This is a genomic window from Phycisphaerales bacterium, from assembly GCA_035627955.1.
Taxonomy (GTDB): domain Bacteria; phylum Planctomycetota; class Phycisphaerae; order Phycisphaerales; family UBA1924; genus JAEYTB01.
In genome coordinates this window covers 1-25,182 of record DASPKU010000009.1, presented here as the reverse complement: position 1 = coordinate 25,182, position 25,182 = coordinate 1, and the positions used below count along the sequence as shown (strand labels likewise).

Annotated in this window: 27 protein-coding genes; 14 read left to right on the top strand and 13 right to left on the bottom strand. The window is 66.7% G+C overall.

Features of this window, described 5'->3' with window-relative positions:
- Both VD997_08410 and VD997_08405 read right to left on the bottom strand, forming a co-directional pair.
- A partial coding sequence (locus VD997_08410; GenBank protein HYE62007.1) for a carboxypeptidase-like regulatory domain-containing protein occupies window positions 1–373 on the bottom strand: 373 nt, incomplete at its 3' end.
- 300 nt (window positions 374–673) lie between these two features.
- Complete coding sequence (locus VD997_08405) at window positions 674–1,021, bottom strand: cupin domain-containing protein (GenBank protein ID HYE62006.1); 348 nt, start codon at window positions 1,019–1,021, stop codon at window positions 674–676.
- 75 nt (window positions 1,022–1,096) lie between these two features.
- Here VD997_08405 and VD997_08400 point away from each other — a divergent pair, with 75 nt between their 5' ends.
- The 8 genes from VD997_08400 to VD997_08365 all read left to right on the top strand — a co-directional run bounded on the left by VD997_08400 (window position 1,097) and on the right by VD997_08365 (window position 8,350).
- The gene (locus VD997_08400) at window positions 1,097–1,873 is read left to right on the top strand and encodes a sugar phosphate nucleotidyltransferase (protein HYE62005.1); all 777 of its coding nucleotides are present in this window, start codon (window positions 1,097–1,099) and stop codon (window positions 1,871–1,873) included.
- A 30-nt stretch (window positions 1,874–1,903) separates the two neighbouring features.
- Window positions 1,904–2,398 carry a hypothetical protein gene (locus tag VD997_08395; GenBank protein HYE62004.1) on the top strand — a complete coding sequence of 165 codons (495 nt, stop codon included), beginning with the start codon at window positions 1,904–1,906 and terminating at the stop codon, window positions 2,396–2,398.
- A gap of 12 nt (window positions 2,399–2,410) precedes the next feature.
- Window positions 2,411–3,259 (top strand): dTDP-4-dehydrorhamnose reductase, encoded by an 849-nt coding sequence (gene rfbD / locus VD997_08390; GenBank protein ID HYE62003.1) that lies wholly within the window; start codon window positions 2,411–2,413, stop codon window positions 3,257–3,259.
- Window positions 3,256–4,323, top strand: coding sequence for a dTDP-glucose 4,6-dehydratase (rfbB, locus tag VD997_08385; protein ID HYE62002.1), 1,068 nt, complete (start codon window positions 3,256–3,258; stop codon window positions 4,321–4,323). The genes rfbD and rfbB overlap by 4 nt, the downstream gene beginning before the upstream one ends.
- A gap of 216 nt (window positions 4,324–4,539) precedes the next feature.
- Window positions 4,540–5,181 carry a hypothetical protein gene (locus tag VD997_08380; protein ID HYE62001.1) on the top strand — a complete coding sequence of 214 codons (642 nt, stop codon included), beginning with the start codon at window positions 4,540–4,542 and terminating at the stop codon, window positions 5,179–5,181.
- A gap of 529 nt (window positions 5,182–5,710) precedes the next feature.
- A complete protein-coding gene (locus tag VD997_08375; protein HYE62000.1) occupies window positions 5,711–6,454 on the top strand; it encodes a VPLPA-CTERM sorting domain-containing protein in 744 nt (247 codons plus the stop codon).
- Between the two features lie 285 nt (window positions 6,455–6,739).
- Window positions 6,740–7,471, top strand: coding sequence for a hypothetical protein (locus tag VD997_08370; GenBank protein ID HYE61999.1), 732 nt, complete (start codon window positions 6,740–6,742; stop codon window positions 7,469–7,471).
- Between the two features lie 105 nt (window positions 7,472–7,576).
- On the top strand, window positions 7,577–8,350 hold the full coding sequence (locus VD997_08365; GenBank protein HYE61998.1) for a polysaccharide deacetylase family protein: 774 nt from the start codon (window positions 7,577–7,579) through the stop codon (window positions 8,348–8,350).
- On the opposite strand, the gene VD997_08360 is transcribed toward VD997_08365, so the two are convergent.
- The 3 genes from VD997_08360 to VD997_08350 are packed head-to-tail and all read right to left on the bottom strand — an operon-like array spanning window position 8,305 to window position 10,341.
- Complete coding sequence (locus VD997_08360; protein HYE61997.1) at window positions 8,305–9,078, bottom strand: glycosyltransferase family 2 protein; 774 nt, start codon at window positions 9,076–9,078, stop codon at window positions 8,305–8,307. The two genes, VD997_08365 and VD997_08360, sit on opposite strands and share 46 nt — an antisense overlap.
- Before the next feature lie 57 nt (window positions 9,079–9,135).
- Window positions 9,136–9,366 carry a CDGSH iron-sulfur domain-containing protein gene (locus VD997_08355; GenBank protein ID HYE61996.1) on the bottom strand — a complete coding sequence of 77 codons (231 nt, stop codon included), beginning with the start codon at window positions 9,364–9,366 and terminating at the stop codon, window positions 9,136–9,138.
- Window positions 9,367–9,414: 48 nt separating this feature from the next.
- Window positions 9,415–10,341, bottom strand: a complete 927-nt coding sequence (locus VD997_08350) for a MoxR family ATPase (protein HYE61995.1) — start codon at window positions 10,339–10,341, stop codon at window positions 9,415–9,417.
- A gap of 302 nt (window positions 10,342–10,643) precedes the next feature.
- Between VD997_08350 and VD997_08345 the strand changes: the two genes are divergently transcribed.
- The 3 genes from VD997_08345 to VD997_08335 all read left to right on the top strand — a co-directional run bounded on the left by VD997_08345 (window position 10,644) and on the right by VD997_08335 (window position 13,916).
- Window positions 10,644–11,549 (top strand): hypothetical protein, encoded by a 906-nt coding sequence (locus VD997_08345; protein ID HYE61994.1) that lies wholly within the window; start codon window positions 10,644–10,646, stop codon window positions 11,547–11,549.
- Window positions 11,546–11,968, top strand: a complete 423-nt coding sequence (locus VD997_08340) for a metallopeptidase family protein (protein HYE61993.1) — start codon at window positions 11,546–11,548, stop codon at window positions 11,966–11,968. Before VD997_08345 ends, VD997_08340 begins: the two co-directional genes overlap by 4 nt.
- Window positions 11,969–12,059: 91 nt before the next feature.
- The gene (locus VD997_08335) at window positions 12,060–13,916 is read left to right on the top strand and encodes a S49 family peptidase (protein ID HYE61992.1); all 1,857 of its coding nucleotides are present in this window, start codon (window positions 12,060–12,062) and stop codon (window positions 13,914–13,916) included.
- Between the two features lie 23 nt (window positions 13,917–13,939).
- On the opposite strand, the gene VD997_08330 is transcribed toward VD997_08335, so the two are convergent.
- Together VD997_08330 and VD997_08325 are read right to left on the bottom strand one after the other, a co-directional pair.
- Window positions 13,940–14,365: a hypothetical protein gene (locus VD997_08330; GenBank protein HYE61991.1), complete on the bottom strand. Its 426-nt coding sequence runs from the start codon at window positions 14,363–14,365 to the stop codon at window positions 13,940–13,942.
- 81 nt (window positions 14,366–14,446) lie between these two features.
- Window positions 14,447–15,118: a hypothetical protein gene (locus VD997_08325; GenBank protein HYE61990.1), complete on the bottom strand. Its 672-nt coding sequence runs from the start codon at window positions 15,116–15,118 to the stop codon at window positions 14,447–14,449.
- Window positions 15,119–15,719: 601 nt separating this feature from the next.
- On the opposite strand from VD997_08325, the gene VD997_08320 reads away from it, so the two are divergent.
- The 3 genes from VD997_08320 to VD997_08310 all read left to right on the top strand — a co-directional run bounded on the left by VD997_08320 (window position 15,720) and on the right by VD997_08310 (window position 18,556).
- Window positions 15,720–17,075: an AP2 domain-containing protein gene (locus VD997_08320; GenBank protein ID HYE61989.1), complete on the top strand. Its 1,356-nt coding sequence runs from the start codon at window positions 15,720–15,722 to the stop codon at window positions 17,073–17,075.
- A gap of 36 nt (window positions 17,076–17,111) precedes the next feature.
- Window positions 17,112–17,552, top strand: a complete 441-nt coding sequence (locus tag VD997_08315) for a hypothetical protein (GenBank protein ID HYE61988.1) — start codon at window positions 17,112–17,114, stop codon at window positions 17,550–17,552.
- Window positions 17,553–17,893: 341 nt separating this feature from the next.
- Complete coding sequence (locus VD997_08310; protein HYE61987.1) at window positions 17,894–18,556, top strand: hypothetical protein; 663 nt, start codon at window positions 17,894–17,896, stop codon at window positions 18,554–18,556.
- A 183-nt stretch (window positions 18,557–18,739) separates the two neighbouring features.
- Here VD997_08310 and VD997_08305 read toward each other — a convergent pair whose 3' ends face one another.
- The 6 genes from VD997_08305 to VD997_08280 all read right to left on the bottom strand — a co-directional run bounded on the left by VD997_08305 (window position 18,740) and on the right by VD997_08280 (window position 24,714).
- Window positions 18,740–19,315 carry a hypothetical protein gene (locus VD997_08305; GenBank protein HYE61986.1) on the bottom strand — a complete coding sequence of 192 codons (576 nt, stop codon included), beginning with the start codon at window positions 19,313–19,315 and terminating at the stop codon, window positions 18,740–18,742.
- 36 nt (window positions 19,316–19,351) lie between these two features.
- Complete coding sequence (locus VD997_08300; protein ID HYE61985.1) at window positions 19,352–20,128, bottom strand: hypothetical protein; 777 nt, start codon at window positions 20,126–20,128, stop codon at window positions 19,352–19,354.
- Between the two features lie 26 nt (window positions 20,129–20,154).
- Window positions 20,155–20,661 (bottom strand): hypothetical protein, encoded by a 507-nt coding sequence (locus VD997_08295; GenBank protein HYE61984.1) that lies wholly within the window; start codon window positions 20,659–20,661, stop codon window positions 20,155–20,157.
- Between the two features lie 14 nt (window positions 20,662–20,675).
- The gene (locus tag VD997_08290) at window positions 20,676–21,236 is read right to left on the bottom strand and encodes a hypothetical protein (protein HYE61983.1); all 561 of its coding nucleotides are present in this window, start codon (window positions 21,234–21,236) and stop codon (window positions 20,676–20,678) included.
- A 937-nt stretch (window positions 21,237–22,173) separates the two neighbouring features.
- On the bottom strand, window positions 22,174–23,847 hold the full coding sequence (locus VD997_08285; GenBank protein HYE61982.1) for a class II fumarate hydratase: 1,674 nt from the start codon (window positions 23,845–23,847) through the stop codon (window positions 22,174–22,176).
- A 66-nt stretch (window positions 23,848–23,913) separates the two neighbouring features.
- Window positions 23,914–24,714 carry a hypothetical protein gene (locus VD997_08280; protein ID HYE61981.1) on the bottom strand — a complete coding sequence of 267 codons (801 nt, stop codon included), beginning with the start codon at window positions 24,712–24,714 and terminating at the stop codon, window positions 23,914–23,916.
- Between the last annotated feature and the right edge of the window lie 468 nt (window positions 24,715–25,182).

Below are 25,182 nucleotides of genomic sequence, written 5' to 3'. Positions count from 1 at the left end.
CCAGGTCCACGGCGGGTTGCGGCGGGGTCACGCCGGACTGCAAGCCGATGAGTTCCTGATAGTTGCGGTCGATGATGGGAAGCTCGACGACATTGCGGGCATCGATGCGCATCTCGATCTGGCCGCCGTCGGCCTGCACGCTGGGAGCGCGCCCCCGGATTTCGACGGTCTCATTGGCACTGCCGGCCTCCAGGCGAATGGTGAGGGCGGTCGGGCCCGTGGTGGTGAGCTCGACGTTCTGCTGCGTGGTGCGTTTGTACCCCTGGGTTTCGACTTCGACGCGATAGACGCCGGGGCCTAAGTTAGAGACGGAGAAAGCTCCGTCGGGCCCGGTCAGCACGCGCTGTGAAGTATTCGTGGATGTATTCGTCACCGTTACGGCTGCGTTCGGGATACCCGCTCCGCCGCGCTCGTAACCTTTCCCGACAGTGTGCCACCTACCAACTGAGCGCTCAGCAGAGCCGCGCCAGCCAGTAAGACCACACACGTCAGGAATAGAAATGTCTTACGCATGGATCCTCCAAAGAAAACTAACCTCTGCCATCGAGGGTATCAGCCTGAAAATAGAGGGTCCGTGCCGATTGAGACGGCTTAAATTGTGATCGTTAGGGTCGAAACGGAGTTCTGGTGCGGTTAGAAACCGAGCAGGCGCCGGGAGCGCCGGCCGTTGTGCTTACTTTCGCAGATAGGCATCGTCGCCGCGGATCCAATCCTCCCGCCGGGGCGAGAAGATGTCGACGACGACGGTGTCCTCGAGGGCGACCACGCTATGCGGCACGTTCGACGGGATCGCCACCGACTGGCCGGCGCCGAGCACGAGCTCGCGCCCGCCGATCTGGAAGCGGAGAGCGCCGCGCTCCACGGTCGCGACCTGCTCGTTGACGTGGCTGTGCTCGGGAACAACCGCGTCCTTGGCCAGCAGGAGCCGGGCGATGGTCAGGTTTTCGGTGTGCACCGCGCGCCGAACGATCTGCGGATTGAGCTGCTCGGCGGGCATGCTGTTCCAATCGTAGAGATCCATGCGGGCTATTCTACACGGCTGCGGCAGTGCCCGCGCCGCGCGGAGCGGCGCAACCCCCTGTTATCATGGGACCTTATGAAAGGCGTCGTGCTGGCGGGAGGGACGGGCAGCCGTCTGTTTCCCCTTACCAAAATCACCAACAAGCACCTGCTGCCGATTTACGACCGGCCGATGATCTACTACCCGATCCAGACGCTCGTAGACGCGGGGATCGAGGACATCATGATCGTCACCGGCGGGCGTAACTCGGGGGACTTCCTGCGCCTGCTGGCGAACGGGAAGCAGTTCGGGCTGAAGCACATCCACTACACGTACCAGGAAGGCGAAGGCGGCATCGCCGACGCCCTGGCGCTCGCCGAGCATTTCGCCGACGGCCACAAGATCTGTGTCGTGTTGGGAGACAACATCATCGAAGGGAGCGTGCGCGACGCGGCGGACAAGTTCCGGAAGGAGCCGGCGGGCGCGCACATCCTGCTGAAGGAAGTTCCCGATGCCGAGCGTTTCGGCGTCGCCGACGTTTCCGGGGACCGGATCATGGGAATCGAAGAGAAACCGGCGCGTCCGAAATCGAACTATGCCGTGACCGGCATTTATATGTACGATGCCACCGTCTTCGACAAGATCAAAACGCTCGTGCCGTCTCGCCGCGGCGAGCTCGAGATCACCGACGTCAACAACGCGTACCTCCAGCGCGGCGACCTCACGTACAACATCCTCCAGGGCTGGTGGACCGACGCCGGCACCTTCGAGAGCCTCTATCGCGCCAACAGCGCCGTCGCCAAGGACGGGGCCAACCACGTCGACCGCTCCGCCACCGCTCCGCTCTTCGCCGCCGTGGGCACCGCAAGCTAAGTCCGCCGCGAACTGCTCTCGACCACACCCATGCAGACCCAGCCGATCAAGACCTTCACCGACGGGCCCGTCCCCGCCTTCGAGCACGCCAAGGCGAGCCGTGAGCCCGTGTTCGTCCCCGCGACGCTCTACGCCGACGACCGCGGCTGGTCGCTCATGAACCAGCTTCAGGGCGTGCTCGGTCCTCAGGGTCAGATCAACTACTCGGTCATGTACCCGAATGTGATCAAGGCCTGGCACCACCACACGCTCCAGACCGACTTCTGGATCTGCCTCAACGGCCACTTGAAAGTCGGCGTTCACCGCGACGACGACAACACCTCCTGGTGCACAGTGGTGGGGGAGAAGAAGCCCGGCGTCGTCATCATCCCCCCGCCCCTCTGGCACGGCGCCGCCACCGTCGGCCACGAGCCCGCCGGCCTGCTCTACTACGTCACCCACGCCTACAACCCCAAGAACCCCGACGAGCAGCGCCGCCCCTACGACTCCATCGCCGGCTTCCCCTGGGGCGTCCGCCACGGCTAAGTGCAGCCTGCCATGAGCAACGCCCCCCTCGTCCTCATCGGCTCCCGCGGCATGCTCGGGCGTGCGTTCTTCAACGAGTTCGCCCGGCGCGGCCGCCCCTTCACGCCCCTCAACCGCGAGCAGCTCGACCTCAGCAAGCCCGAGGACCTCGCTCTCGCCATCCCCCCGCGAACCCGCATCGTCATCAACTGCGCCGCCTGGACCAACGTCGATAAGGCCGAGGAGCACGAGGCCGAGGCCACCATGGTCAACGGCGAGGGCCTGGGCGCCCTCGCCCACACCTGCGCCGAGATGGGCGCGATCCTCGTCAACTACGGCACCGACTACGTCTTCCGCGGCGACGCCGACAAGCCCTACCGCACCACCGAGAAGCGCAGCCCCATCAACGCCTACGGCCGCAGCAAGGCCGCGGGAGAAGCCGCGCTGCACCAGAGCGGCTGCGACTACCTCCAGATCCGCACCAGCTGGCTCTACGCCCCCTGGGGCACCAACTTCGTGCGCACCATCAACAAGACCGCGCACGAGAAGCCCGTGCTCAAGGTCGTCAACGACCAGCGCGGCCGGCCCACCAGCGCCGAGCACCTCGCCCGCACCACCCTCGCCCTCCTCGACGAGGAAGCCACCGGCATCTACCACGTCACCGACGGCGGCGAGTGCACGTGGTTCGAGTTCGCCCAGGAGATCGTGAGGCTCTCCAACGCCCCCGCGAAGGTCGAGCCCTGCACGACCGCCGACTTCCCCCGCCCCGCCAAGCGCCCCGCCTACAGCGTGCTCGACATCAGCCAGACCGAAGAGGTCGTCGGCCCGATGCCGCACTGGAAGACCAACCTCGCCGACGTGATGAAGAGGCTCGAAACATGACGACCAACAGCAAGACTCAGCCCCGCACCTTCAAGCACATCCTCCTCACCGGCGGGAGCGGCTTCATCGGCAGCAACTTCGTCCGCTTCGTGCTCGAGAACCGCCCCGGCGTCAAGATCACCAATCTCGACGCCCTCACCTACTCCGGAAACCCCGAGAACCTCAAGGACCTCGAGGACGACGACCGCTACCGCTTCGTCAAGGGCGACATCAACGACGCCGAGCTCGTCTCCCGCCTCATGCTCGAGTGCGACGCCGTGGTGCACATGGCCGCGGAGAGCCATGTCGACCGCTCCATCATGGACGCCCGCCCCTTCATCACCGCCAACGTCCTGGGCACGCAGACGCTGCTCGACTGCCTCCGCCGCATCCAAGCCGACCACAAGTCTTCGCCCCGCTTCGTCTACGTCTCCACCGACGAGGTCTACGGCTCACTCTCCCTCGACACCCCCGAGGTGATGTTCACCGAGGACACGCCCCTCTCGCCCAACTCCCCCTACGCCGCCAGCAAGGCCTCCGGCGACTGCCTCGTCCGCGCCTACCACCACACCTTCCACCTGGACGTCCTCACCACGCGCTGCTCCAACAACTTCGGCCCCTACCAGTTCCCCGAGAAGGTCATTCCGCTCTTCGTGACCAATCTGATTGAGGGCAAGCAGGTCCCCCTCTACGGCGATGGCCGCAACGTCCGCGACTGGCTCCACGTCGAGGACCACTGCGAGGCCATCCTCACCGTCCTCGAGAAGGGCACGACCGGCGAGGTCTACAACGTCGGCGGCAACAACGAACGCTCCAACCTCGAGCTCACCCACTCCATCCTCAAGATCATGGGCAAGGGCCACGACATGATCCGCCCCGTCGCCGACCGACCCGGCCACGACCTCCGATACGCGATCGACGCCTCCAAAATCAAGCGTGAGCTCGGGTGGCAGCCCACCCGCTCCGCCTGGCCCGGCGCTCTCGAGCGCACCGTCGCCTGGTACGTCGAGAACCCGCAGTGGTGGCAGCGCGTGAAGAGCGGCGACTACCGCGCCTACTACGCCCGCCAATACGCCGGCCGATAACCTCCGCGGCGTCCGAAGAGCAAAGCTGCAACGGGATTCTGCGACGAGACCCGCGCCCTTATCGGGCCTGCCGCAAGCACTTGCGCTAAAACCCCTATAGACCATCTGAAATAGCTTGTAGACGGCCTTCATGGGCGGTACCATCCGGGTGGTGGAACGTCGCTCCGTTTCGGCGGCGTTTCGGTGTCTCGGCTTTCGAGAGAGGATGGAAGAAGGATGTCGCTTTCCAAGTTTGCGTTCGCGCTCGTGCTCGCCGTCGGTTCCGCCGCCATGGCCAACCCGGTGACCGTGCACTTCAACCGCATCACCAACAACGGCCCGGAGAACCCGGCCTCGCAGTTGTCCGCCGTCATCTCTGACGCCGGTAACAATCAGGTGACGGTGCGGTTCCTCAACGACGTCTCGAGCGGCATGGCCGGCTCGATCACCGACGTCTACTTCGATGACGGCACGCTGATGGGCATCTCCACCATCACCTCCTCGGCCGGCGTCAACTTCTCGCAGGGCGCCTCACCCGCCGACCTCCCGGGCGGCAACGGTGTGAACCCCGCCTTTGAGACCACCCAGGGCTTCAGCGCCGACAGCAACTCGCCCACCACCGCCAACGGCGTCAACGCCTCCAGCGAGTGGCTCGACGTCACCTTCAACCTGATCAACAACAAGACCTTCGCCGACACCATCGAGGCCCTCAACACCGGCGAGCTCCGCATCGGCATGCACGTCCAGGCCATCGGCCTCCAGGGCAACAGCGAGGGCTTCGTCAACACGCCCCCGACCGTCCTCGTCCCCGCTCCCGCGGCCGCCTCCATGGGCCTCGTCGGGCTCGGCCTCGTCGCCACCCGCCGCCGCCGCAAGTAAGCAACACGGTCATCCTGAGCCTCCAAGCGGCCCGCGATCACGCGGGCCGCTTTCGTTTTTGCCCCTGCCCGGCTCATCTATCCCCTTCCAGCGGTGAGCCGCGCCTCACCCATCCCTCGTCCGGCGTGCGGCCCCCCGCCTTGCGAGTTCCGCAACCATCTGCACCCCACGCCCTTCCGTTGGTGTTCCGCGTTCGGTGCCCCTTCACCCGTGATGAGCCCACCGGTGAAGAACATTCCACGCACACATCACCCACCGCGAATCTCCATGCGCCGGGCCGAGCCCGCGCACCCTGCACACCCACGGCTCCGCGCGCACTTTTTCTCGGAAATTCCAGCCTCGTCATGCACCCCCTGTGAACTGGCTTATCCCCGTGCGCCCGTGGCTCCTGCACAATCATTCTGTGAATACCACCATGTGGGTCTCAATATCCTCTCACCGCACTCTCAAAGGTCCTTGTCCCCCACTTGTCATCCTCACCGACCTGCGCGGCACTTCCGCCGCGCTGATTCAACGAAGGGGAATCGCAATGACCGATCGGAACAAGGCTCTCTTGTTGGGGTGTGGCGCCGCGCTCGCAATGGCCACCAGCGCCCAGGCCGTCATCGTCAACCTGCTCTCATCGCCGAGCTCGGGCACCATCAACGGCGCACTCTTCGAGACGACCAACGTCCGGCCCACCGGCACCGGCTTCATCGACCCGTTCCTCCGCATCCAGGCCAACAACGTCGAGCAGGGCTACAACACCTCCGGCCGCCCCGTCCGCTTTGACGAGAAGACCGACGGCAACTTCACCCACGACCTCCAGCTCAGCTCGCTCGCGTCCCGCACCATCAACGGCACCGCCTACTACGAGTTCATGATCGACATCAACGAGGCCGGCGGCGGCCAGGAGCTCATCTCCCTCGAGCGCCTCATGTTCTTCACCAACCCCACCGGCTCCATCAACCCCACCGACATCACCCAGCTCGGCACGCTCCGCTACGACATGGACGCCGGCGACGCCACCAACACCGTCCGCTACAACGACGGGAACTCCGGCAGCGGCCAGGGCGACATCCGCTTCTTCATCCCCGTCGCCAACTTCGCCGGCGCCGGCATCAACGACTTTGTCTACATGTTCGCCCGCTTCGGCGACACCGACAACTCCGACGCCGGCTTCGAGGAGTTCGTCGCGGTCCGCGGCACGCCCCCCGAGATCATCCCGCTGCCCACCGCCGCGGGCCTCGCCATGGCCGGCCTCGGCGGCCTCGCCGTTCGCCGCCGCCGCTAGGACTCATCACCGACCAGCTCGTCCGTCCACGCTCAACCCACCGGGCGACCGGTGGGTTTTTCCTTGGGTTCGCGCGGCCATCGAAAAATCTGAGCAGCTGCTATGAAAGCCCATCAGCCGGATCACCACGCGCCGGGCTCCAGCTGCCCCCTTGTTCTCGTCATCCAATCCCGGCTCGGCGCAACCTCTTGCTTCATAAGAACTTGAACCAGCCCTCCCCCCGACCCGGCACCTTCGTCCGCGGCGGCGATGTTGCCGCTTACAAGGTTTGGAAGGGGATCATCTATGCGAGCTTCGAGTGCGTTCCTCATTGTGTTTGGGAGCGCCGCGGTCTGTGCCGCCGGCGCTTCCGCCGCCACGGTCAACCTCGTGACCGCCGGCAGTTCGGGCACCGTCAACGGCGCCCTGTTCGAGACGACCGACGTCCGCCCCGCGGGCACCGGCGTCATCCGCTCGTTCCTGCGCATGCAGGACAACGACGGCAATGAGCAGGGCTACAACACCTCCGGGAGGCCGCTGCCCTTCGACGAGAACAACAGCCCGCAGTTCACCCGCAACCTGCAGATCAGTGAACTGGCCACCCGCACGGTGAACGGCACCGCCTACTACGAGTTCCTCCTCGATACCAACGAGCCCAACAGCGCCGGCAACCCGGAGATCTCGCTTGACCAGCTCAAGATCTTCACCAGCGCCACCGGCTCGCAGACCACCACCGACATCAACAGCCTCGGCACGCTCCGCTACGACCTCGACGCCGGCGAGAACAGCGTCGTCCGCATCAACGACATGAACAGCGGCAGCGGCCAGGCCGACGTCCGCATCCTCATCCCCGTTGCGGCTCTCGCGGGAGCGGCCCCGTCCGACTTCCTCTACCTCTTCGCCCGCTTTGGCGACACCGACACCGCCGAGGGCGGCTTCGAAGAGTTCGCGGCCCTCACGGTCATCCCGCTGCCCAGCACCGCCGGCCTCGGCATGCTCGGCCTCGCGGGCCTGGCCCTGCGTCGCCGCCGCCGCTGAGCCTCCACCATCTGCGTCCGTTCTCACGAAGGCCGTCCACCGGGGCGGCCTTTGTCGTTTGGTGTCGCGAGCCCACAGCATTCCCGCCGCACTAAACTCGGCACGTTGACCACCGACCTCACACCGCTCGCCGCGCCCGGCCTGGCCGCTCTTGCCGGCATCGGCCTTGGCGTGCTCGCCCACGCCTACCTCGCCCCCACCAGCCGCGCTTTCCTGCCGATGGTCTCCCGCGCCGATGCGCACAACAACACCGTCGCCCTCACCTTCGACGACGGTCCGCACCCCACAGGCACGCCCGCCATCCTCGACATCCTCGCCGAGCACCACGTCCTCGCCGCGTTCTTCGTGATCGGCGAAAACGCCCGCCGTCACCCGGACCTCATCCGCCGCATGCACGCCGAGGGCCACCTGGTCTGCAACCACAGCTTCGACCACGCGTCCCTCGGCTCACTCCGCGGCCCCGCCTACTGGCTCGACCAGCTCCGCCGCACCGACAACGCCATCCACGACGCAGTCGGCCTCACCCCCGCCTGCTTCCGCCCGCCGTGGGGCCAGAAGTCACCCCTGATGCGTGCACCGCTGAATGGACTCGGCAAGACGCCCATCGGCTGGACCCGGCGCGCCTTCGACGGCCTGCCCACCACGCCCGTTCGCATCCTGCAACGGCTGAGCAACACCCGCGCGGGCGACGTGCTCCTCCTCCACGACGGCTGCCCACCGCACGCGCACCGCGACCCCGCGCCAACCATCGCCGCCCTGCCCCAGCTGATCCAGCACATCCGCGCCCGCGGCCTCACGCTCGCCCGTCTCGACGAGCACCTCAAAGTGCCCGCCTACTCGCGCATGCCCACCGGCGTCCCCGCGGGCGCCGCTTCCTGATCCACGATCCGCCCAGGGCGTGCGAAGATCGCCGACCCCAGCAGCCGCGCGTGCAGCGCCACCGCCCGCCACGTGTCCACCCACGGCCGGAAGTGCGTCACCCGCTGCTCGAAGTACCGGCAGCTCACCGGCACCTGCACGACGCCGTACCCGCACCAGCACGCCAGCGTGATCACCTCCGTCTCGTACCCGAACCGTCCGGACTTCACCGGCACCCGCCGCACGAACTCCAGCGGGTACACCCGCAGCCCGCACTGGCTGTCCGTCACCCGCACGCCGCACTCGATGTAGATGAACGCGTTCGCCCACCACCGCCCCACGCGGCTGCGGCGCGGGCACCGCTCGATCCGCTGGTCCCGAACACCCAGCACCAGCGCCCGCGGCGAGCGCCGCGCCGCCTCCAGCAGCAGCGGCGACTGCTCGGGGTCGAGCTGCCCGTCCGTATCGATCGTCACCGCGTGCGTGCAGCCGTCTGCGATCGCCGCGTTGAACCCCGTCCGCATCGCCGCGGCCTTGCCCTGATTGGCATCGTGCATGAGCACCCGCAGCCGCTCTCGCCCACGGAACGCCGCCAGCACCTCGCCTGTGCCATCCGTGCACCCGTCATTCACCACGTACGTCGGCAGCCCCAGCGCCAGCGCCCGCTCCAGCACGCCCCCCAGCGTGCCGGCGTTGTTGAACGTCGGCAGCACAAGGCAGGGGCGGAACTCGGGATCACCCTCACGCACGCGCGGCTCCGAAGACTCCACCAACAGTACCGCGCCCCCAGCCTTTCCCCCAAACGATCACTCCGGACGGCTCGCCTTCACGTCCTTGGTGACCGGGTCGTACTCGTAGACCATCCCCGCCTGCTCGTTCTTGCACGCCTTGTGCGACTTGTCGCAGAACGGCGGCGTGCTCGTCAGCCCGCACGCGCAAATCCAGATCGCCTTCAAGTTCCCCTGCTCATCGCGCGGAAACTGCGACGGATCAATCTTGATCGGCCCAGTCGCCTCCAGTCTCACCAGCCGCGCCATACCGCCTCCACCATTTGCCAATTTGCCATTTGCCCATTTGCCCTTTGGTTAGGCCGGGCTCGGCACCGTCTCCAGCACATCCCGCAGCACCCGTTCCGCCGTGTCTGGCCCCGTGCTCGCGGCCGAGCGCGTCACCACGCGGTGCGCGCACACCGGCAGGATGTTGTCCACGATGTCCTCCGGCACCACGTACGTCCGCCCGCGGAACAGCGCGCTCGCCCGCGCCGCCTGCGCCAGCGACAAGGCCCCCCGCGGCGACAGGCCGTGCAGCAGCCCCGCGTGCTTCCGCGTTGCGTTCGCGAACTGCACGATGTACGCCAGCAGCGCCTTATCAACCTTTACCGCGTCGACCTGCGACTGCAGCTCCATCACCTCGGCCCGCGTCATCACCGGCTTGAGGTCGTGCAGCGGGTGCACGCTGGGCCGCACCTCCAGCACCCGCGCCTCGTCCTCGGGGCTGGGGTACCCCAGGCTGATCCGCATCAGGAACCGGTCCAGCTGGTTCTCCGGCAGCAGGTACGTGCCCTCGAAGTCGTACGGGTTCTGCGTCGCGATGACCATGAACGGCTGGTCCAGCGGCAGCACCCGCCCATCGACCGACACCGTCGCCTCGTTCATCGCCTCCAGCAGCGCCGATTGCGTCCGCGGCGGCGTGCGGTTGATCTCGTCCGCCAGCAGGATGTTCGCGAAGATCGGCCCGCGCTTGTACGTGAACTCACCGGTCCCCTTGTCGTACACGCTCACCCCCAGCACGTCGCTGGGCAGCATGTCCGGCGTCAGCTGGATGCGAGAGAACGCACAATCGACGCTCCGCGCCAGGGCCGTAGCGAGCACCGTCTTGCCCACGCCCGGCACGTCCTCGATCAGCAGGTGTCCGCGGGCGAGCAGGCAGCAGCACACGCGGTCGATCGCGTCGCTGTTACCAAACAGCACCCGCGCGATGTTCTCTCGGAGTCGGGCCAGCGGCTGGAGCATGCGGGTGAGCGGTCCTGATGGCGGCCTGACGCGGGGCCTCTTGGGGTGCGGGCCGCGAGTATAGGAACTGCTAGCCCGGGGCACGCGCCGGGGCAGTGGGGCCCTGCCCCAGACACGCCCCCCGAACACGCCCGCGCCCCGCTTCGGGTACGCTCCCGCACCGGCCCGGCAGGGCCACGGGGTGACTCTCGATGCCGCAGGCAGACCCGCCCAGCAACGCGGGCGGTTCATCTCCATTCCCTGACAGACGCGTCACAGCGCCGGGGCTGCGCCCGCGCCCGCCCGCCCCGCCCGCTGCACTCGTGTCCGAGCTCACCGGCAGCCTGCCCTGCATCCGTTGCCGCTACGACCTCAAGGGCCTCTCGATCCTGGCCCAGTGCCCCGAGTGCGGCACGCCCGTCCGCGCCACCCTGCTCGCCGTGGTTGACCCCCGCGCCAGCGAGCTCCAGCCCATCCGCCGCCCGGGCCTGACCGCCGCGGGGCTGATCACCTGGGGCGTCGCCGCCCTCCTCGCCGCTCTCGGCGGCTGGGCCCTGTGGCTCATCATCATCCTGCCGTCGGGCGACATCAACCGCTTCCTGCCCGCCCTCCGCGCGATCATCATGGTCGCCACCGCCGCATCCGGCATCGGCGCCCTTGCCCTCATCGACCCGCACCCGGGCATCCGCCCCCGCGCCCGCCGCATGGCCGCCGCGGGCGCTGCGTTCTACGTCCTGCTCCTGATCATCGTGTGGCTCATGCTCTACAAGCACGCGGCCACTCTGCGCCTCTCCGGCCCCATGTCCTGGACCACCACCGATGACGTCCGCACACTGCTGGGCCTCGCCCTGGCCGTCTGCCTCGGAGCCATCATCCTGCTCCTCCGCCCCAACGCCCGCCTCCTCGCCGCCCGCTCACTGCTGCTCCGCGAGGGACGGGTGGACCGCCAGACGCTGCTCGGCCTGGTCGTGGTCCTTGCCCTGGCCGCCCTGGGCGACTCGCTCTCCCTGATCGGACTCTCCATCCAGGCCGGCGAGACCTTCCTCATGCTGGGCCAGTCGCTGCTCCTGGTGGCCGCGATCCTGTTCACCCTCGGCCTGGTCGGGGTCGTGATCGACTGCCTCCGCATAGCCAAGGTCGTCGCCCAGCCGCCGCTATCCTTGGAGAGCCTGCTGGAACCGCAACCCACCGCCCGCCAAGGACCCCCGCCGAACCCCCCCACGCCATGACCCCCGCCGAGCAAGAGAAGTTCGACGCCCTGGTCGAGGAAGTCATCGAGAACCTCCCCGAGGGCGTCCGCAAGCTGCTCGACGAGGTGCCCGTCATCGTCGAGGACAAGCCCAGCCGCGAGCTCATCGAGCAGCTCCGCGAAGAGGGCGTCATGGCCCCCGACGAGCTCGAGGACGACTCCAGCCTCTGCGGCCTGCATACGGGCACCGCCTTCACCGAGCGCCGCATCGACGACACCGGCCAGCTCCCCAGCGACATTTACCTCTTCCGCGAGGGCATCCTCGCCCAGGCCGGCGGCTGGAAAGGCGACGAGACCGAAGAGGACGTTTACGAGGAGATCTGGGTCACCCTCCTGCACGAGATCGGCCACCAGTTCGGGCTTTCCGAGGAAGACCTGGAGAAGCTGGGGTACGAGTAGCCGAAACAAAGTCTCCGTTCGTGGTGTATCAAGTGCTGCGTACCAAAGTGGAGTCTCGCGGGGCCAGCGGCCCCGACAGCAAGGACCCGACATGCTCAAGCTGACCTGCACCGTCCGTTCCGCCACGCTCGCCCTCACCCTCGCCGCCGGGCTGACCCTCCCCGCCGCGGCCACGCTCGCCCGCACGCCGCTGACCCCCACACCTCAGGCGAGCCAGGCCGAGCCCAGCAAGATCGCCATGATCCAGCTCAAGGGCTCGCCCAGCGAGGCCCCCGGCCCGCTGGACTGGCTCTTCGGCGGCGACGAGACCCCGACCCTCAGCAAGCTCGTTGACACCCTCGAGGACATCGCCGAGGACGACTCGGTTGACGGCGTGCTCATCCGCCTCAAGGACGCCGAGCTTTCCGCCACGCAGGTGCAGGAGGTCGGCGTCGCCCTCAACCACATCCGCGAGGCCGGCAAGAAGGTGCACGTCTTCGCCGAGTCCTACGGCACCAGCGACCTCATGCTCGCCAGCTACGCCGACGAGGTCATCATCCAGGAGGGCGGCGCGGTCTCGCTCCCGGGCCTCTACATGGAGGAGATGTTCCTCGCCGACACGCTCGCGTGGGTGGGCCTCAAGGCCGACTTCGTGCAGGTGGGCGACTACAAGGGCGCCGCCGAGTCCCTCGCCCGCAACGCCCCCAGCAAGGAGTGGGACCAGAACATCAACCAGTTGCTGGACTCCCTCTACGCCAATGTCCGCAAGCCCATCCTCAAGGGCCGCAAGCTGACGGACAAGAAGCTCGACGAGGCGATGGAGACGGCGTGGATGGCCGACGCCAAGGACGCCGCCCGCGTCGGCCTCATCGACACGCAGGTGGACCTCGCCAGGATCGCCGACCACCTCGACCAGGCCCACGAGGGCGACGGCGTCGCGTGGCAGCAAATCAAGTTCGAGGGCGAGGGCGTGGACATGGAGTCCTCCATGAACCCCTTCGCCATCATGTCCATCTTCACCAAGCAGCCCGACCTCAAGCCCAAGCGCCCGACCATCGCGGTGCTGCACATCGACGGGGCCATCATCGACGGAGACTCCACCAGCGGCGGCCTCTTCGGCGGCGAGGAGCAGGTGGGCAGCCGCACCATCCGCAACGCCCTGGAGGACATCCTCAAGGAGCCGCTGATCAAGGGCGTGGTGGTCCGCATCAACTCGCCGGGCGGCTCGGCCACCGCCAGCGAGGTGATCTGGCAGGGCCTCCGCCGCGTCGCGGACAAGAAGCCGGTGTGGGTGAGCGTCGGGCACATGGCCGCCAGCGGCGGGTACTACTGCGCCGTCGCGGGCGAGAAGATCTATGTGAACCCCTCGTCGATCGTCGGGTCCATCGGCGTGGTGGGGGGCAAGCTCAGCATGCAGGGGCTGTACGACTGGGCCAAGGTCAAGGTCGTGGGCCGCGCCCGCGGGCCGCGGGCCCACATGTTCGCCAGCGCGGCCCCGTGGGGCGAGCAGGAGCGCGAGCTGGTCCGCAAGAAGATGGAGCAGACCTACACGCTGTTCACCAGCCGCGTGGAGGCCGGGCGCGAGGGGATCGACCTGTCGCAGACCGCCGAGGGCCGCCTCTTCACCGGCGACCGCGCGGTGGAGCTCAAGATGGCGGACGAGGTGGGGGGGCTGGACGAGTGCGTCAGCGACCTGGCCACCAAGCTGAGCATGGACAACTTTGGCGTGATGCACTACCCCGCGCCCAAGAGCCTGGGCGAGGTGATCGAGGACGCATTCGAGGGCGTCAGCGCCCCGGCGGACCTGAAGGCGGCGCTGGCCGCGCGTGAGCCGGCGCTGGTGACGGCGGCGCGCGAGCTGCTGGGCGACACCACGTGGCGTCAGATCGCGCCGTCGGTGCAGGCGCTGATGCAGATGCGCGAGCAGCCGGTGATCCTGATGTCGCCGCGGGTGATTGTGGTGAAGTGACGGCGCCGGCGTGACGCCGGAGTTCAGCGACGGCTGCGGATGAGCACCGCCAGGCACGCGGCGGCGGTGAGGTCGTAGCTCGCGCAGAACGCGGGCCACCAGTGCGGGATGCCGGGGTTGTCGATGAGGTGGTGGTGGAAGACGTCGTAGACGCCGTGGGCGGCGAGACCGGCGACGATGATCCACTGGCTGCGGCGGAAGCCGAGCGCGGCGAGCACGAAGAACGCGGCGATGGCGGTCGACTCCAGCGCGAGCGTGCGCCACCAGCCGTCCTCCCAGGCCGCGGCCACGCCGGCAACGACGGTGAACAGGCCGTAGAAGAGGCCGACGATGCAGAGAACGGTGGTGTAGAACGCGCGCTCGCGGTCGAGGCCGACAGCGCGGGCGTAGATGGCGGCGGCGATTGCGAGGACGGCGCCGATGGCGATTGCAGTGGGAGCAAAGTGCATGGCGCACCAGTATCGCAGGAAAGCCCAGGGAGCGTGACTGGTCACGGCCCCTGGGCTTTGCTCTGCGCACTCAGTACCGGCTCACGCCGCGAGCTTGCCGCTGGTCACCTCGCCCTGGGTGACGATGGCGAAGTTGCCGCCGCCGCCCACGCCGAAGCGGACGGTGTAGGTGGTGGGGTCGCTGAGGAACTGGCCGCGGCGGCCCTGGATGATGTAGTTCACCTGCCCGGTGCCCGCGGGGATGGTGGTGTCCACGAACTCGCGGGTGGGCACCGCGCCCACGATGGTGTAGTTGCTGCCGCCGTTGAGGGCCCGGGACACGCTGAAGAACGCGCCGGTGCTGGGGGCCGAGTTGGTGCTCTTCCAGTTGAGGGTGATGTACCCCAGCTCGTCGATGCCCGCCGTCACTTCGAAGGGCTTTCCGGGGGCCCCCAGCGGGGTGGGCGGCGCGGGCGGGTCGATCATGGCGATCTGGAAGACCGACGGGTTGTTGGTGATGGCGGCGAAGTTGCGGATCTTGTTGATCAGCTCCTGCCCGTCGTCGTGGGCGTCGTCGGCGTCGGTATAGAACTTCTGCGTCGCCGCCTTGCTCTCCAGCCGCTTCTTCTCCGCCTCCGCGAGCGAGGTCTGGGCCTTCTCCACCTTCGTGATCAGCCCGTCGACCTCGGCCGAGGTGACGCCGATCTGAGCGAACACCGTATCCCAGGTCCCCATCCGCTGCGCGAAAAACTCCAGCCACTGCTTGCGTGTCATGTCTGATTCCGTTCCGGGCCTGAGGCCTAAGCCGCCACTGCGAACATGTCGGGTTGCCCTGGAGTCCAACGCGGCCCAGGCCCGGCCCCAACCGGGGCACGCCGCCCCGATCAAGGCACCGTCAACGTCGGCCATCCATCACACGCGGTTGAGCCGCTTTGGCTCTCTTCCGCGGCGCAGCCCCACAATTCATCCCGCGCGGCGTCGCAGACCTCGCCAACCGAACCACTGTCACAACCCGCACACCCCGCCCGCAGCCCTGCCCCGCCCCATCCCACAGAGGTGCTAGCCCCGCACCCGCGGGCGGTTATCCACACCTACCCCCGCGCTCCATCCACCCAAACCCACCAGTCCCCGCGCTCCTTTCACCCGCGCCCTGCCGCAACCACGACATCGGACATCCGACCTCCGACATCGCCAGGGTCCTCTAAAAACCCCCCGCCCCGCCGCCCCAGCCGGGAACGCGCAAAAACCCGCCCGAACAAACGCCGCTGAACGGGCACTATTCCTCGAAGAAACGGGGCGTGATTTCGAGATCACGGACCATGACGCGGCCATCACGGGGCGTGTCGCCAGCATCAAGGAGCATGACTGCGGCACCATGTGGCGTGGGGCGGGCATCATGGGGCGTGCCTGCCCCGGCGCGCGGCGTGTTGGAGGCGTCAGAGGGCATGGCGGGTGCATCAAGACGCGTGCGTCCCGCGCCGATAACACCTCTATGGGCTCCACCTACCACTACGAGAAGGCCGCCGCCGAGGGCCGGCTGCCGACGTTCCCTGAGGGGTTCGTGCCGCTGGCCGAGGCCGCGCGTTCGTTCGGCGTCACCACCGTGACCTGGAAGATCTGGGAGAACAAGGGCCGCGTCGCGATCCCGCGCTACAGGAAGAAGCTCACCGCGGGGCCGCCCTGGGTGCTGTACAAGGTCGAAGACCTGGAGCGTCTGCGCGAGCAGTTCAGGAACGAGCCGCCGCCCTCCATCCCCGCGGGGTACGTCACGCAGCGCGAGGCCGCCAAGCGTCTAGGTATCGGCCTGACCGCATGGGGCACCTGGGAGCGTTCGGGCCGTATCGCCATCCCGCGCACGCGCATGAAGGTCCCGCACGGCCCGCCGCTGGTGCTGTACGCCGTCGCCGACCTCGAGCCGCTGCGCGAGCACCTGAGGAAGCTGGACGAGGAGCGCGACCGGCTGCCCGAGGGGCTCCTCACGCGCGAGCAGGCCGCCGACCTCTTCGACTTCAACGTCCACTGGTTCGACAAGTGGACCCAGGAGGTCGAGCTCCCCGTCCAGCCCGTGTGGGTTCCCCGCTCCGGCTCCGGCCCGCTCAAGATGTACCCGCGCGACGAGTTGATCGCCTTCCGCGACCAGTGGCGCCGCCGCTTCGAGCCCTACCCCGACCCCGAGCGCCCGGGCTGCTACCGCGTGCCGCTCGTGTACATGACCTACGAGCCGCGCGAAGCCATCATCGACGAAGTGGACCTGCCGCTGGTGCAGGGGAAGAGCTGGCACTGGGAGGAGCGGACCGAGGGGCTTGTCGGCACCGTCGCCCTCGCCTCCGCCTACGGCCAGAACACCCCGCTCAAGCGCCTCCTCATGGGCGTCGCCAATCCCGGCAACGAGATGCGCGTCACCCACCGCAACGGCGACCCCCTGGACTGCCGCCGCTGCAACCTGGAGGTGATCGCCCCCGACGAGCAGGTGCACCGCAACCGCAAGATGGGCACCGTCAATGGCCGCAAGTTCACCTCGCAGTACAAGGGCGTGTGCTGGGACGAGAAGCGCGGCGCCTGGAAGGCCCAGATCCGGAAGGGCGACTACTACCGCTCCATCGGCCGCTTCGACGACGAGGAGGATGCCGCCCGCGCCTACGACAACGCCGCCCGCGAGCTCTTCGGCGAGCACGCCAGCCTCAACTTCCCGGAAGAGGGCGAGAGGGGGGCGCTGGGGGTGGCGGCGTAGAGCCGGGGCATTTGCGACAGTCTGTATCATCGTCGCATGGAGTGGGACCGCGACGCGGACATCCAGATCGCCGGCTTCTCGATGTGGGTCGATGGCTATCAGTATCCGAGCTCGGTCGACTACTGGGACGGGAACTGGGTTCGCGTGCGGGTGGTCTGCACGGGTGAGCAGGCAACCGTCAAGCTCATGGATGCGTGCGTGCACCTGCCGGAGCTCGCGGCATGGCTTGATGAGTGCGTCAAGCTCCAGGCCGGCCAAGCGGACCATGCGACGCTGCCCACCATGGAGCCGTACCTGTGGGCGACCATCGACCATTCGGGCGGGTACAAAGGCCTGCTCGCGACGATCAAGCTCACGCCCGACAACGTGAGCCAGTTCCATGAGTTCCGCTTCCCCATCGACCTCACCTACCTCGCCAGGCTCATCCAGTCGCTGCGCGTCATCCTCGCCCGCCTGCCGATCCGCGGGAAGCCCTGATACACAGGCGCCCGCAGTGGGATAGGCGGCTTCGACGACGAGGAGGACGCCGCCCGCGCCTACGACAACGCCGCCCGCGAGCTCTTCGGCGAGCACGCCAGCCTCAACTTCCCGGAAGAGGGCGAGAGGGCGGCGCTGGGGGTGGCGGCGTAGGTGAGTGGTGGGGCTTGGGGTCGCCGCGGCAGTGGCACCGGGTTAGGGCTGCCAGTGCCACCCGCCCATTGGCGAGGGGTTGCTGTTCGACCAGTGCCATCCACCCGCTTGCTAGTGCTACCGGCGCTGGTTTAGAATCGACCCGGGATGGAGGGGGCCACGCCGTGGCCAGAAACGCCATGCAAGTAATGTCAACTGACTTCGACCTTCCCACGAAGGCCATCGAATGGGTGGGGCCGATCGCCGCTATCGTTGGCGCCGCGTGGGCTGTTTACACATTTCGGCAGAACACGAAAGCGAAACACGCCGAGATCTTCCTCAACCTGGAGTCCAACTACCGCAAGCACATCCCCACAATGCTCAAGGTGGAGTACACGCGCGAGTACAAGCAGACATTCGAGCCCGCGCTTGCGAAGGCCAATGATTGGACCAACCAACAGTCCCAAGCTGTCGCGTACACCAAGGCCCAGAATCGGGCTATAGACGAGTTGGAACTGACTCTCCGCCACTTCTTACTGGCAGAGCACCTTCGTAGCCTCGGCGTGGCGCGAAGGGCCATCGATAGCTCGCATAGGTACTACCTCCGACGCTTTATCGAGCCGGGTCGGGAGGAACTGCGGAAGTACATGAGCTTCTACTGGCCGACAGTGCTGTTGTGGGCTCAGTTGGCCGGCGAACCGTTCTACGCTCGGCTGTGGATCTATACCACTCAGATTCCAGCGCGATTGCGGTACTGGCACCGCGGCGCGCGGTTCGCCCCGGCCCTGACCGGTGAGACGGAAACGATGCCGATCAATTCTCCGCTCGCAGACCCGCCAGCCCAACCGCAGCCGGCCGCGCTGCGTAGCTGAATGGACTTCGCCCGCGAGTTCTTCGGCGAGCACGCCAGCCTCAACTTCCCGGAAGAGGGCGAGAGGGCGGCGATGGGGGTGGCGGCGTAGGTGAGTGGTGGGGGTGGGGTCGCCGCGGCACTGGCGGGTAAAACCGCCAGTGGCACGGAGACGGAGCTGCCAGTGCCATCCACCCGGTCAGCACTATTCCGCCGCCGTGTCATTAGGGACTAGATCATGCTCGACGAAATCGATTCCAGTTCGCGTGATCTTGATGTTGTCGCGGTCGCTAGTGTCCAGGCGGTTGTGCTTAGTTTTCTCGTCCTTCAGCCGCTCGCGAAGGCTCGCGGGAGGCTTCTTGCCGACCGCTTTCAGCGCGGTATACACGTGGCTAAGCGTGATCGCCTCCACCTTCGCAATCCGGGCCATGTAGTACACGACGGCAGTGAGTAGGTCTCCCTGGGTCTCGATTACCTTCCCCTCGACGAACTGCTTGATGCTCGGCTGCCCTGCGGGGAACAGAAAGGCGTCGTCAAGCAGATCAATGTCGGCGGACTTGCGCGACGTCCCCTGCTTTGTGGGCTTTCGGACGCTCGCCGGAAGGTCCGGAGGACTCGTGAAGGGCTCCTTGGTCACGATCGGAACTCCGTCGCCGAACGCGGCGCCCATGAGGGCGCGTAGGGCTTCGGCCTGCGCGGCCTCCCCGGTAAACGCGTTGACGATCTTGGCCATCTCAGGGAGTTTCTCGACGAGCGTGGCATACTCAATCTTCTGGGGCACGTTTCTCTCCATTCTGTTGCGCAATGCAACTTGGTCCTACGCAGACGCGCGTGCTTGGCGACGAGCGTGTCGTGTCACCTCTATGGCCGAAGTCAAACCTGGGGGCAAGATGCGAACAAAACCGTCTCGAAAGTCAACCCTCGCCTCAGCGTGAAGTTTGCGAAGCACCTTTCGGAAATCTTTGAGACTTGAATATTCTACCGCTGCGAACAACGCCGCATCAGCCATGGGCTCGGGATGCTCGTGAAGAAGGACGACTAAGGCGCGTTGCTCGGCCCTCAGGGTCGGATCGAGCACCCGGATGGTTGAACCGCTCGTCCAGACGAGTGGTACCTCTCGCTGCACAATTGCATCAATCATTCGCTGGGCAACCGACAGTTCGCACTTGTAGGAGATGCGCAGAAACTCGGCGGTGATCCAGTGGGCAATCGTGGTGACCAGCAATGAGTCTGCGAGGTTCGGACTCGGACCAACGCCGAGGTGCGCGACATCACGCTTGTTCCTCAGGTCGTATATCAGTTTGGTGGCACGCGGAACGTGGATCCGGAGACCGTCGTCGACACCTGTCGCCGGCGCCTTCTCAAGGTCTCGAACCAGCTCATCAATCCTCGGAAGCGATTTCCCGATTGGGGTGTATGACCCGAGAACCGAACTCTGGCAGATCCTGAATGCGTACTCTCCGAACCGGCCACCCGATAGTTGGCTTGGCCGGTAATCCGCGGCGGCGTAGCGGGTTTCGAGCTCGTCGAGTTCCTTGAGAAGGCCGGCCCCGAGATCAAGATCAGCGAGGTCCGCCAAGGATTGTTCGACCACTGATCGAAGCGACAGAGGGGGGCTGTTCAAACGTTGTCCTCCAGCTTCGACGCGCGGCCCGGCGCGACGTTCCATCGTTCCTTAAAGAGCACGCCCGCGGTCGCGGTTGGTTTGTAGCGGTCACGGCCGGCAGACTGGAAGAGCTTGCGGCCGCTCTTTCCCGCCTGCTTGAGGGTCATGTCGAGTCGATCGGGGAGGACCACGCCCGCTTCTGCAGCGATCCCGCGGAGCTCGGCGAGCGAGAACGCTGCGGTCCCGTAAATTGAAAAGTGGTATGCAGCACACATGTACGCGTTGTCTGCCGGTTTCTGTGACTCCGCGCTACCGAAGAACGCCGCGAGGTCGACTCCACTGCTCCTCTTCTCGTCCCGTTCCAGCCGTTGCGAAGCGATCGGCTGGTCGCCAAGCAGAGCCTGCGCAGCGGTGACCGCCCTGCGGCGAGTTTCAGGGTCGAAATCTGCAAGGATGACTACCAGTTTTTGGGCAAGCTCGACGGCCAACGCTGCATCGGACTTTTGTGGTGCGACTTCCATGTGGTCCCCTTATGTCAGCTGGGCGTCGTCATTTCCTTGATGAGGGCTGCGGCAGCAGCGAGACCCGGGCCGGTCACTACCCATCCACGAGCGGCATCGCCCGTGATTCGATTTTCGAATTTCCCGACGCGCTTAGAGTGGTTGCTCGGGTCGTAGCAGCCAGCGGATCGGCAAAGTGCTCTTGCCGCCGAGTCGGAGATCGTTGGTTCGTCAGAGGCCAAGAAACTCCGGATGCCCTCCAGCAGGTAGCAATTGATCACCTGCTCATTGGCGTTCTTCCCTGGCACGTTTGAAGCGATCACGCTCGTACCGCTGCCATCGAAGTGAAAGACCTCATCAAGCTGCGACGAGCCGAGGCCCGTCTGGTTGAGCCAGCGAGCCGCTCTGGGCCCAACGCCGCTGGCCGCGGCGGGAGGGTTTCTGTCCCCCAAGCTGACCGCGGGCTCGCGGAGCCCTTCGCTCACGTACTTGGCCTGAGCCCAGCGGAGGATGCGGACTCTCGCCTCCTCGTCCGCTACAGCTCCGAGCGCCTCGGCGATCTTGCCCATTGCCTCGACTTCCTGGTCCCCAGCCATTTGACGCTCCTTTATACTGACTGGCCGTACACGCCGCGACCTGTGAAAGGCCAGCTTACAGGCCCGGAAGGCCGCCGTCAAGTCCGTCCATCATGCGTACCAGGTCGTACCGTATAGTGCAGTGCAGAACCTGTCGAGTCCCGTTGGCGTACGAGGTGGCATTAGCCCACGAGAGGCATGCCGTGTCTTCGAAAGCGTAGGTTTGATTGGGGCAATGGCCTACCGCAAGCAGCTCGGCCGAAAGGTCAAGCGCGGTCAAGGGGGAGCGGATCGGAGGGCCGTGGGGCGGCATGGACTCGGCGTACTCGCAAGGCAATATGCAGAGTGTGTAGGACGCCGCTAGAAGACCCTGTAAAAACAGTCAATATCGAAGCCTCACGACAGAATGTAAAGAGCAATCGTGAATGGACGTGCGTCGAAGATGCGTCGCAAGGGGGTCGGTGGTGGTCTGGAACCCGCCTGCCGGGTTGCGGTGTTTGGCTCGGGCGCAGGCCCGCGCAACTGCGAAAAGTACGGCAAATCTCTAAAAAGCCCCAAGAAAACGGGATCGGCGATGGTGCGGCGCGGTCACCCAGGCAACTCGGCCGAAAGGTCAGGCGCGGTCAAGGGGGAGCGGATCGGAGGGCCGTGAGGCGGCATGGACTCGGCGGACTCGCAAGGCGATATGCAGAGTGCTTAGGTCGCCGCTGGCGTACCCTGTAAAAACGGTCATTTTCGATGCATCACGACAGAATGCAAAGAGCAATCGTGAATGGACGTGCGTCGAAGATGCGTCACAAGGGGGTCGGTGGTGGTCTGGAACCCGCCTGCCGAGTTGCGGTCTTTGGCTCGGGCGCGCAATGAAAAAAGCCCGCTCGAGGCGGGCCTTCGTCCCAGAATGGATTTATTGACCGCCGGTACTAAGCGTGGACCGTCCCCAGCGGAGAGTGACGACTCATCACCCCCCCGCGCTCCCCTCCCCGCCCGGCAAGGTCATGGACCAAGGGTTGAGGTAGGTGTCGATGTCCTCGCGGGTGACCTTCTTGCCGGCGTTGTCGGGCTTGCCGACGACCGTCTCGTAGGCGAGCTGGCGCACGGTCTTGCCCTGCTTGAAGGCGTCCTTGGCGAGGGCGGCGGAGGCGTCGTAGCCGATGACGGGGACCAGGGAGGTGCACATGGCGAGGGAGCCTTCGATGAGGCTCTTGCAGCGTTCCTCGTCGGGCTTGAGGCCGGCGAGGAGGTTCTGCGTGAAGACGTCGCAGGCGCGCGCCAGCAGGTGGATGGAGTCGAGCAGGTTGGCGGCCATCATGGGCATGGCGACGTTGAGGTCCAGGAGTGAGCCGACGCCGCCGAGGCCGCCGGTGGTGATGGCGGCGTCGTTGCCGATGACCTGGCAGCAGACCATGATCGCGGCCTCGGCGATGACGGGGTTGGTCTTGCCGGGCATGATGGAGGAGCCGGGCTGGACGGCGGGGAGGACGAGCTCGCCGATGCCGCAGCGGGGGCCGGAACCGAGCCAGCGGATGTCGTTGGCGATCTTGGAGAGGCTGACGGCGATGGTCTTGAGGTGGCCGCTGGCCTCGACGACGGCGTCCTTGGCGTGCTGGGCCTCGAAGTGGTTCTGGGCCTCGCGGAAGTGGACGCCGGTCTGCTTGGTGAGCTCGGCGGCGACCATCTGGCCGAAGTCCTCGTGGGCGTTGATGCCGGTGCCCACGGCCGTGCCGCCGATGGGGAGCTCGCTGAGGGTGTGGAGGGCGCGGTGGAGGCGTTCCTCGGCGTGGCGCATCTGGCTGGCGTAGCCGCTGAACTCCTGGCCCAGGCGGATGGGGGTGGCGTCCTGGAGGTGGGTGCGGCCGATCTTGACGATCTTGTCCCAGGCCTTGGCTTTGGACTCGAGGTCGGCGGCCATGGCGGCGACGGCGGGGAGGAGCTCGTCCTGGATCATGATGGCCGCGGCGAGGTGGATGGCGGTGGGGAAGGTGTCGTTGCTGCTCTGCCCCATGTTGACGTGGTCGTTGGGGTGAACGCCGCCCTGCTTGATGTAGGCGGGGTCCTTGGACTTGCCGATGGGGTTGTGCGAGCGGACCGCCGTGAGGTTGGCGATGACCTCGTTGGCGTTCATGTTGGTGGAGGTGCCGGAGCCGGTCTGGAAGATGTCGATGGGGAAGTGTTTTTGGAGGCCGCCGAGGGAGGGGAGGCCGTCCTGGATTTCGTGGCAGGCCTCGACGATGGCCTTGGTGCGGTTGGTGTCGAGGCGGCCGAGCTTGTGGTTAACGGTCGCGGCGGCGGCCTTGAGGATGGCGTAGGCGCGGATGATGGGCTCGGGGACGGGGCGGCCGGAGATGGGGAAGTTGAGGACGGCGCGCTGGGTGGAGGCGCCGTAGAGGACGTCGTGGGGGACGGGCATTTCGCCCATGGTGTCTTTTTCGAGGCGGGTGGGGGATGTCGGATGTGGGATGTCGGATGTCGGGTGTGGAGAACGCGCGGGGGCGGAGGTTCCGCCCGGTGCGCCGCCGTTGCGGGTGGGCTTGGGTTCGATCGCCTGCGGGGCGGGGGTGGGCTTCTTAGAGCCCTTGGCGGCGGGCTTGGAGGAGGACTTGCCGGGCTTGGACTTCGCGGTGGGCTTGGGCATGCGGCCAGTGTAGGTGTCGGACGCTTCGGCGCGGGCTTGTCCCCGCCGCGGACGCGGCGCACGGCCTTAGCCGCGGCGTGGCGTCCTCGACACCCCCGGATCGCCGGTTCGCCGGCGGCTGGTCACGAGGAGTGCGGTGGCGACGACCAGGCACGACGCGGGGGATGGGACGGGCCGTGTCCAAAGGAGCGGCTCGTTGCGTCCGGTTGTGGTGTTGGATCCCCAGCCACTCACATACAGGGTCAGGCCATCAGACCAGACGCCGGTTGCCTGGCTTCCGCCCCACAGCCCGGGCAGGAGGGCGTGCAGGTCCTGCCAGGACCCGGAGGACCCATTCCACACACACGCCTGCGTCCGACCGTTCAGCGTTGCATATCCGACTTGGACATCGCCCCACGCCCCGGTTGCGACGGATGAGGACGCCCCTGCGGGATGCAGGTCGACCCAGGTGGCGGCTGAACCGGACCACAGGCTGGCCCGCTGGGGCCCGCCGCCGATGGACGCCCAGCCAACCTGTCGCCCGGCTGTGGCGGCGATCGCCGCGGAACTCCAGGCTCCGGTCGGATTCAGATCGACCCAGGATGCCGCCGTGCCGCTCCAAATTCCGGCGTGATCGAACCCGCCGAACGCCGCGTAGCCGACTTGTTGCGAGCCGAAAACACCGGTGGCCACTGAGCGGGAGGAGCCGGCAGGGCTGAGGTTGACCCATGACGCGGCGGAGCCGTTCCAGAGACCGGCCCGGTTGACGCTGTTGAGATCAAACCACGCGGCGCCAACCTGTGTTGTGCCGTTGGTGGCATACGCGATCGACCCACGGGCAGCGGCGGGGTTGAGGTCGACCCAGGAGGCCGCGGTACCGTGCCACAAGGACGCGTGAGGGTCGCCGCTCGAAGTGAAGTACGTGCGCCCGACCTGCTGCCCGTTCGCAACGCCCAGCGCGGTCGAGTGGTGCCCAGATCCCGGCTGCAGGTCTGCCGCTACCGACCCATTCCAGACGGTGGCGCGGGTGGGTGCGCGTTGATGCCCATGGACCCGACGACCTGCGGGCCAGCGCCGACCCCGAACGCCACCGATCCGCTATTGAGCGCTGGCCGTAAGTTCGTGGCGGTCCATTGCGCCGGCACAATGGATGCCGTTCCCCCCTACGCCGTCAATAAAGCCATGAGGCAGACATTCGACCGCATACGCACTTCCTCCAGCCGCAGTCTAGAGGATGAGCGGCGCCATGCAATGGCGGTTTGCGGAGGTGCCCGTGCTGTCCGCAATGCAGCCGAACGGCATCGCGCGCAGCGCTGCGAAGCAGGCCATGGCCTGTTCCCTCGGCGTGGCTTTGAG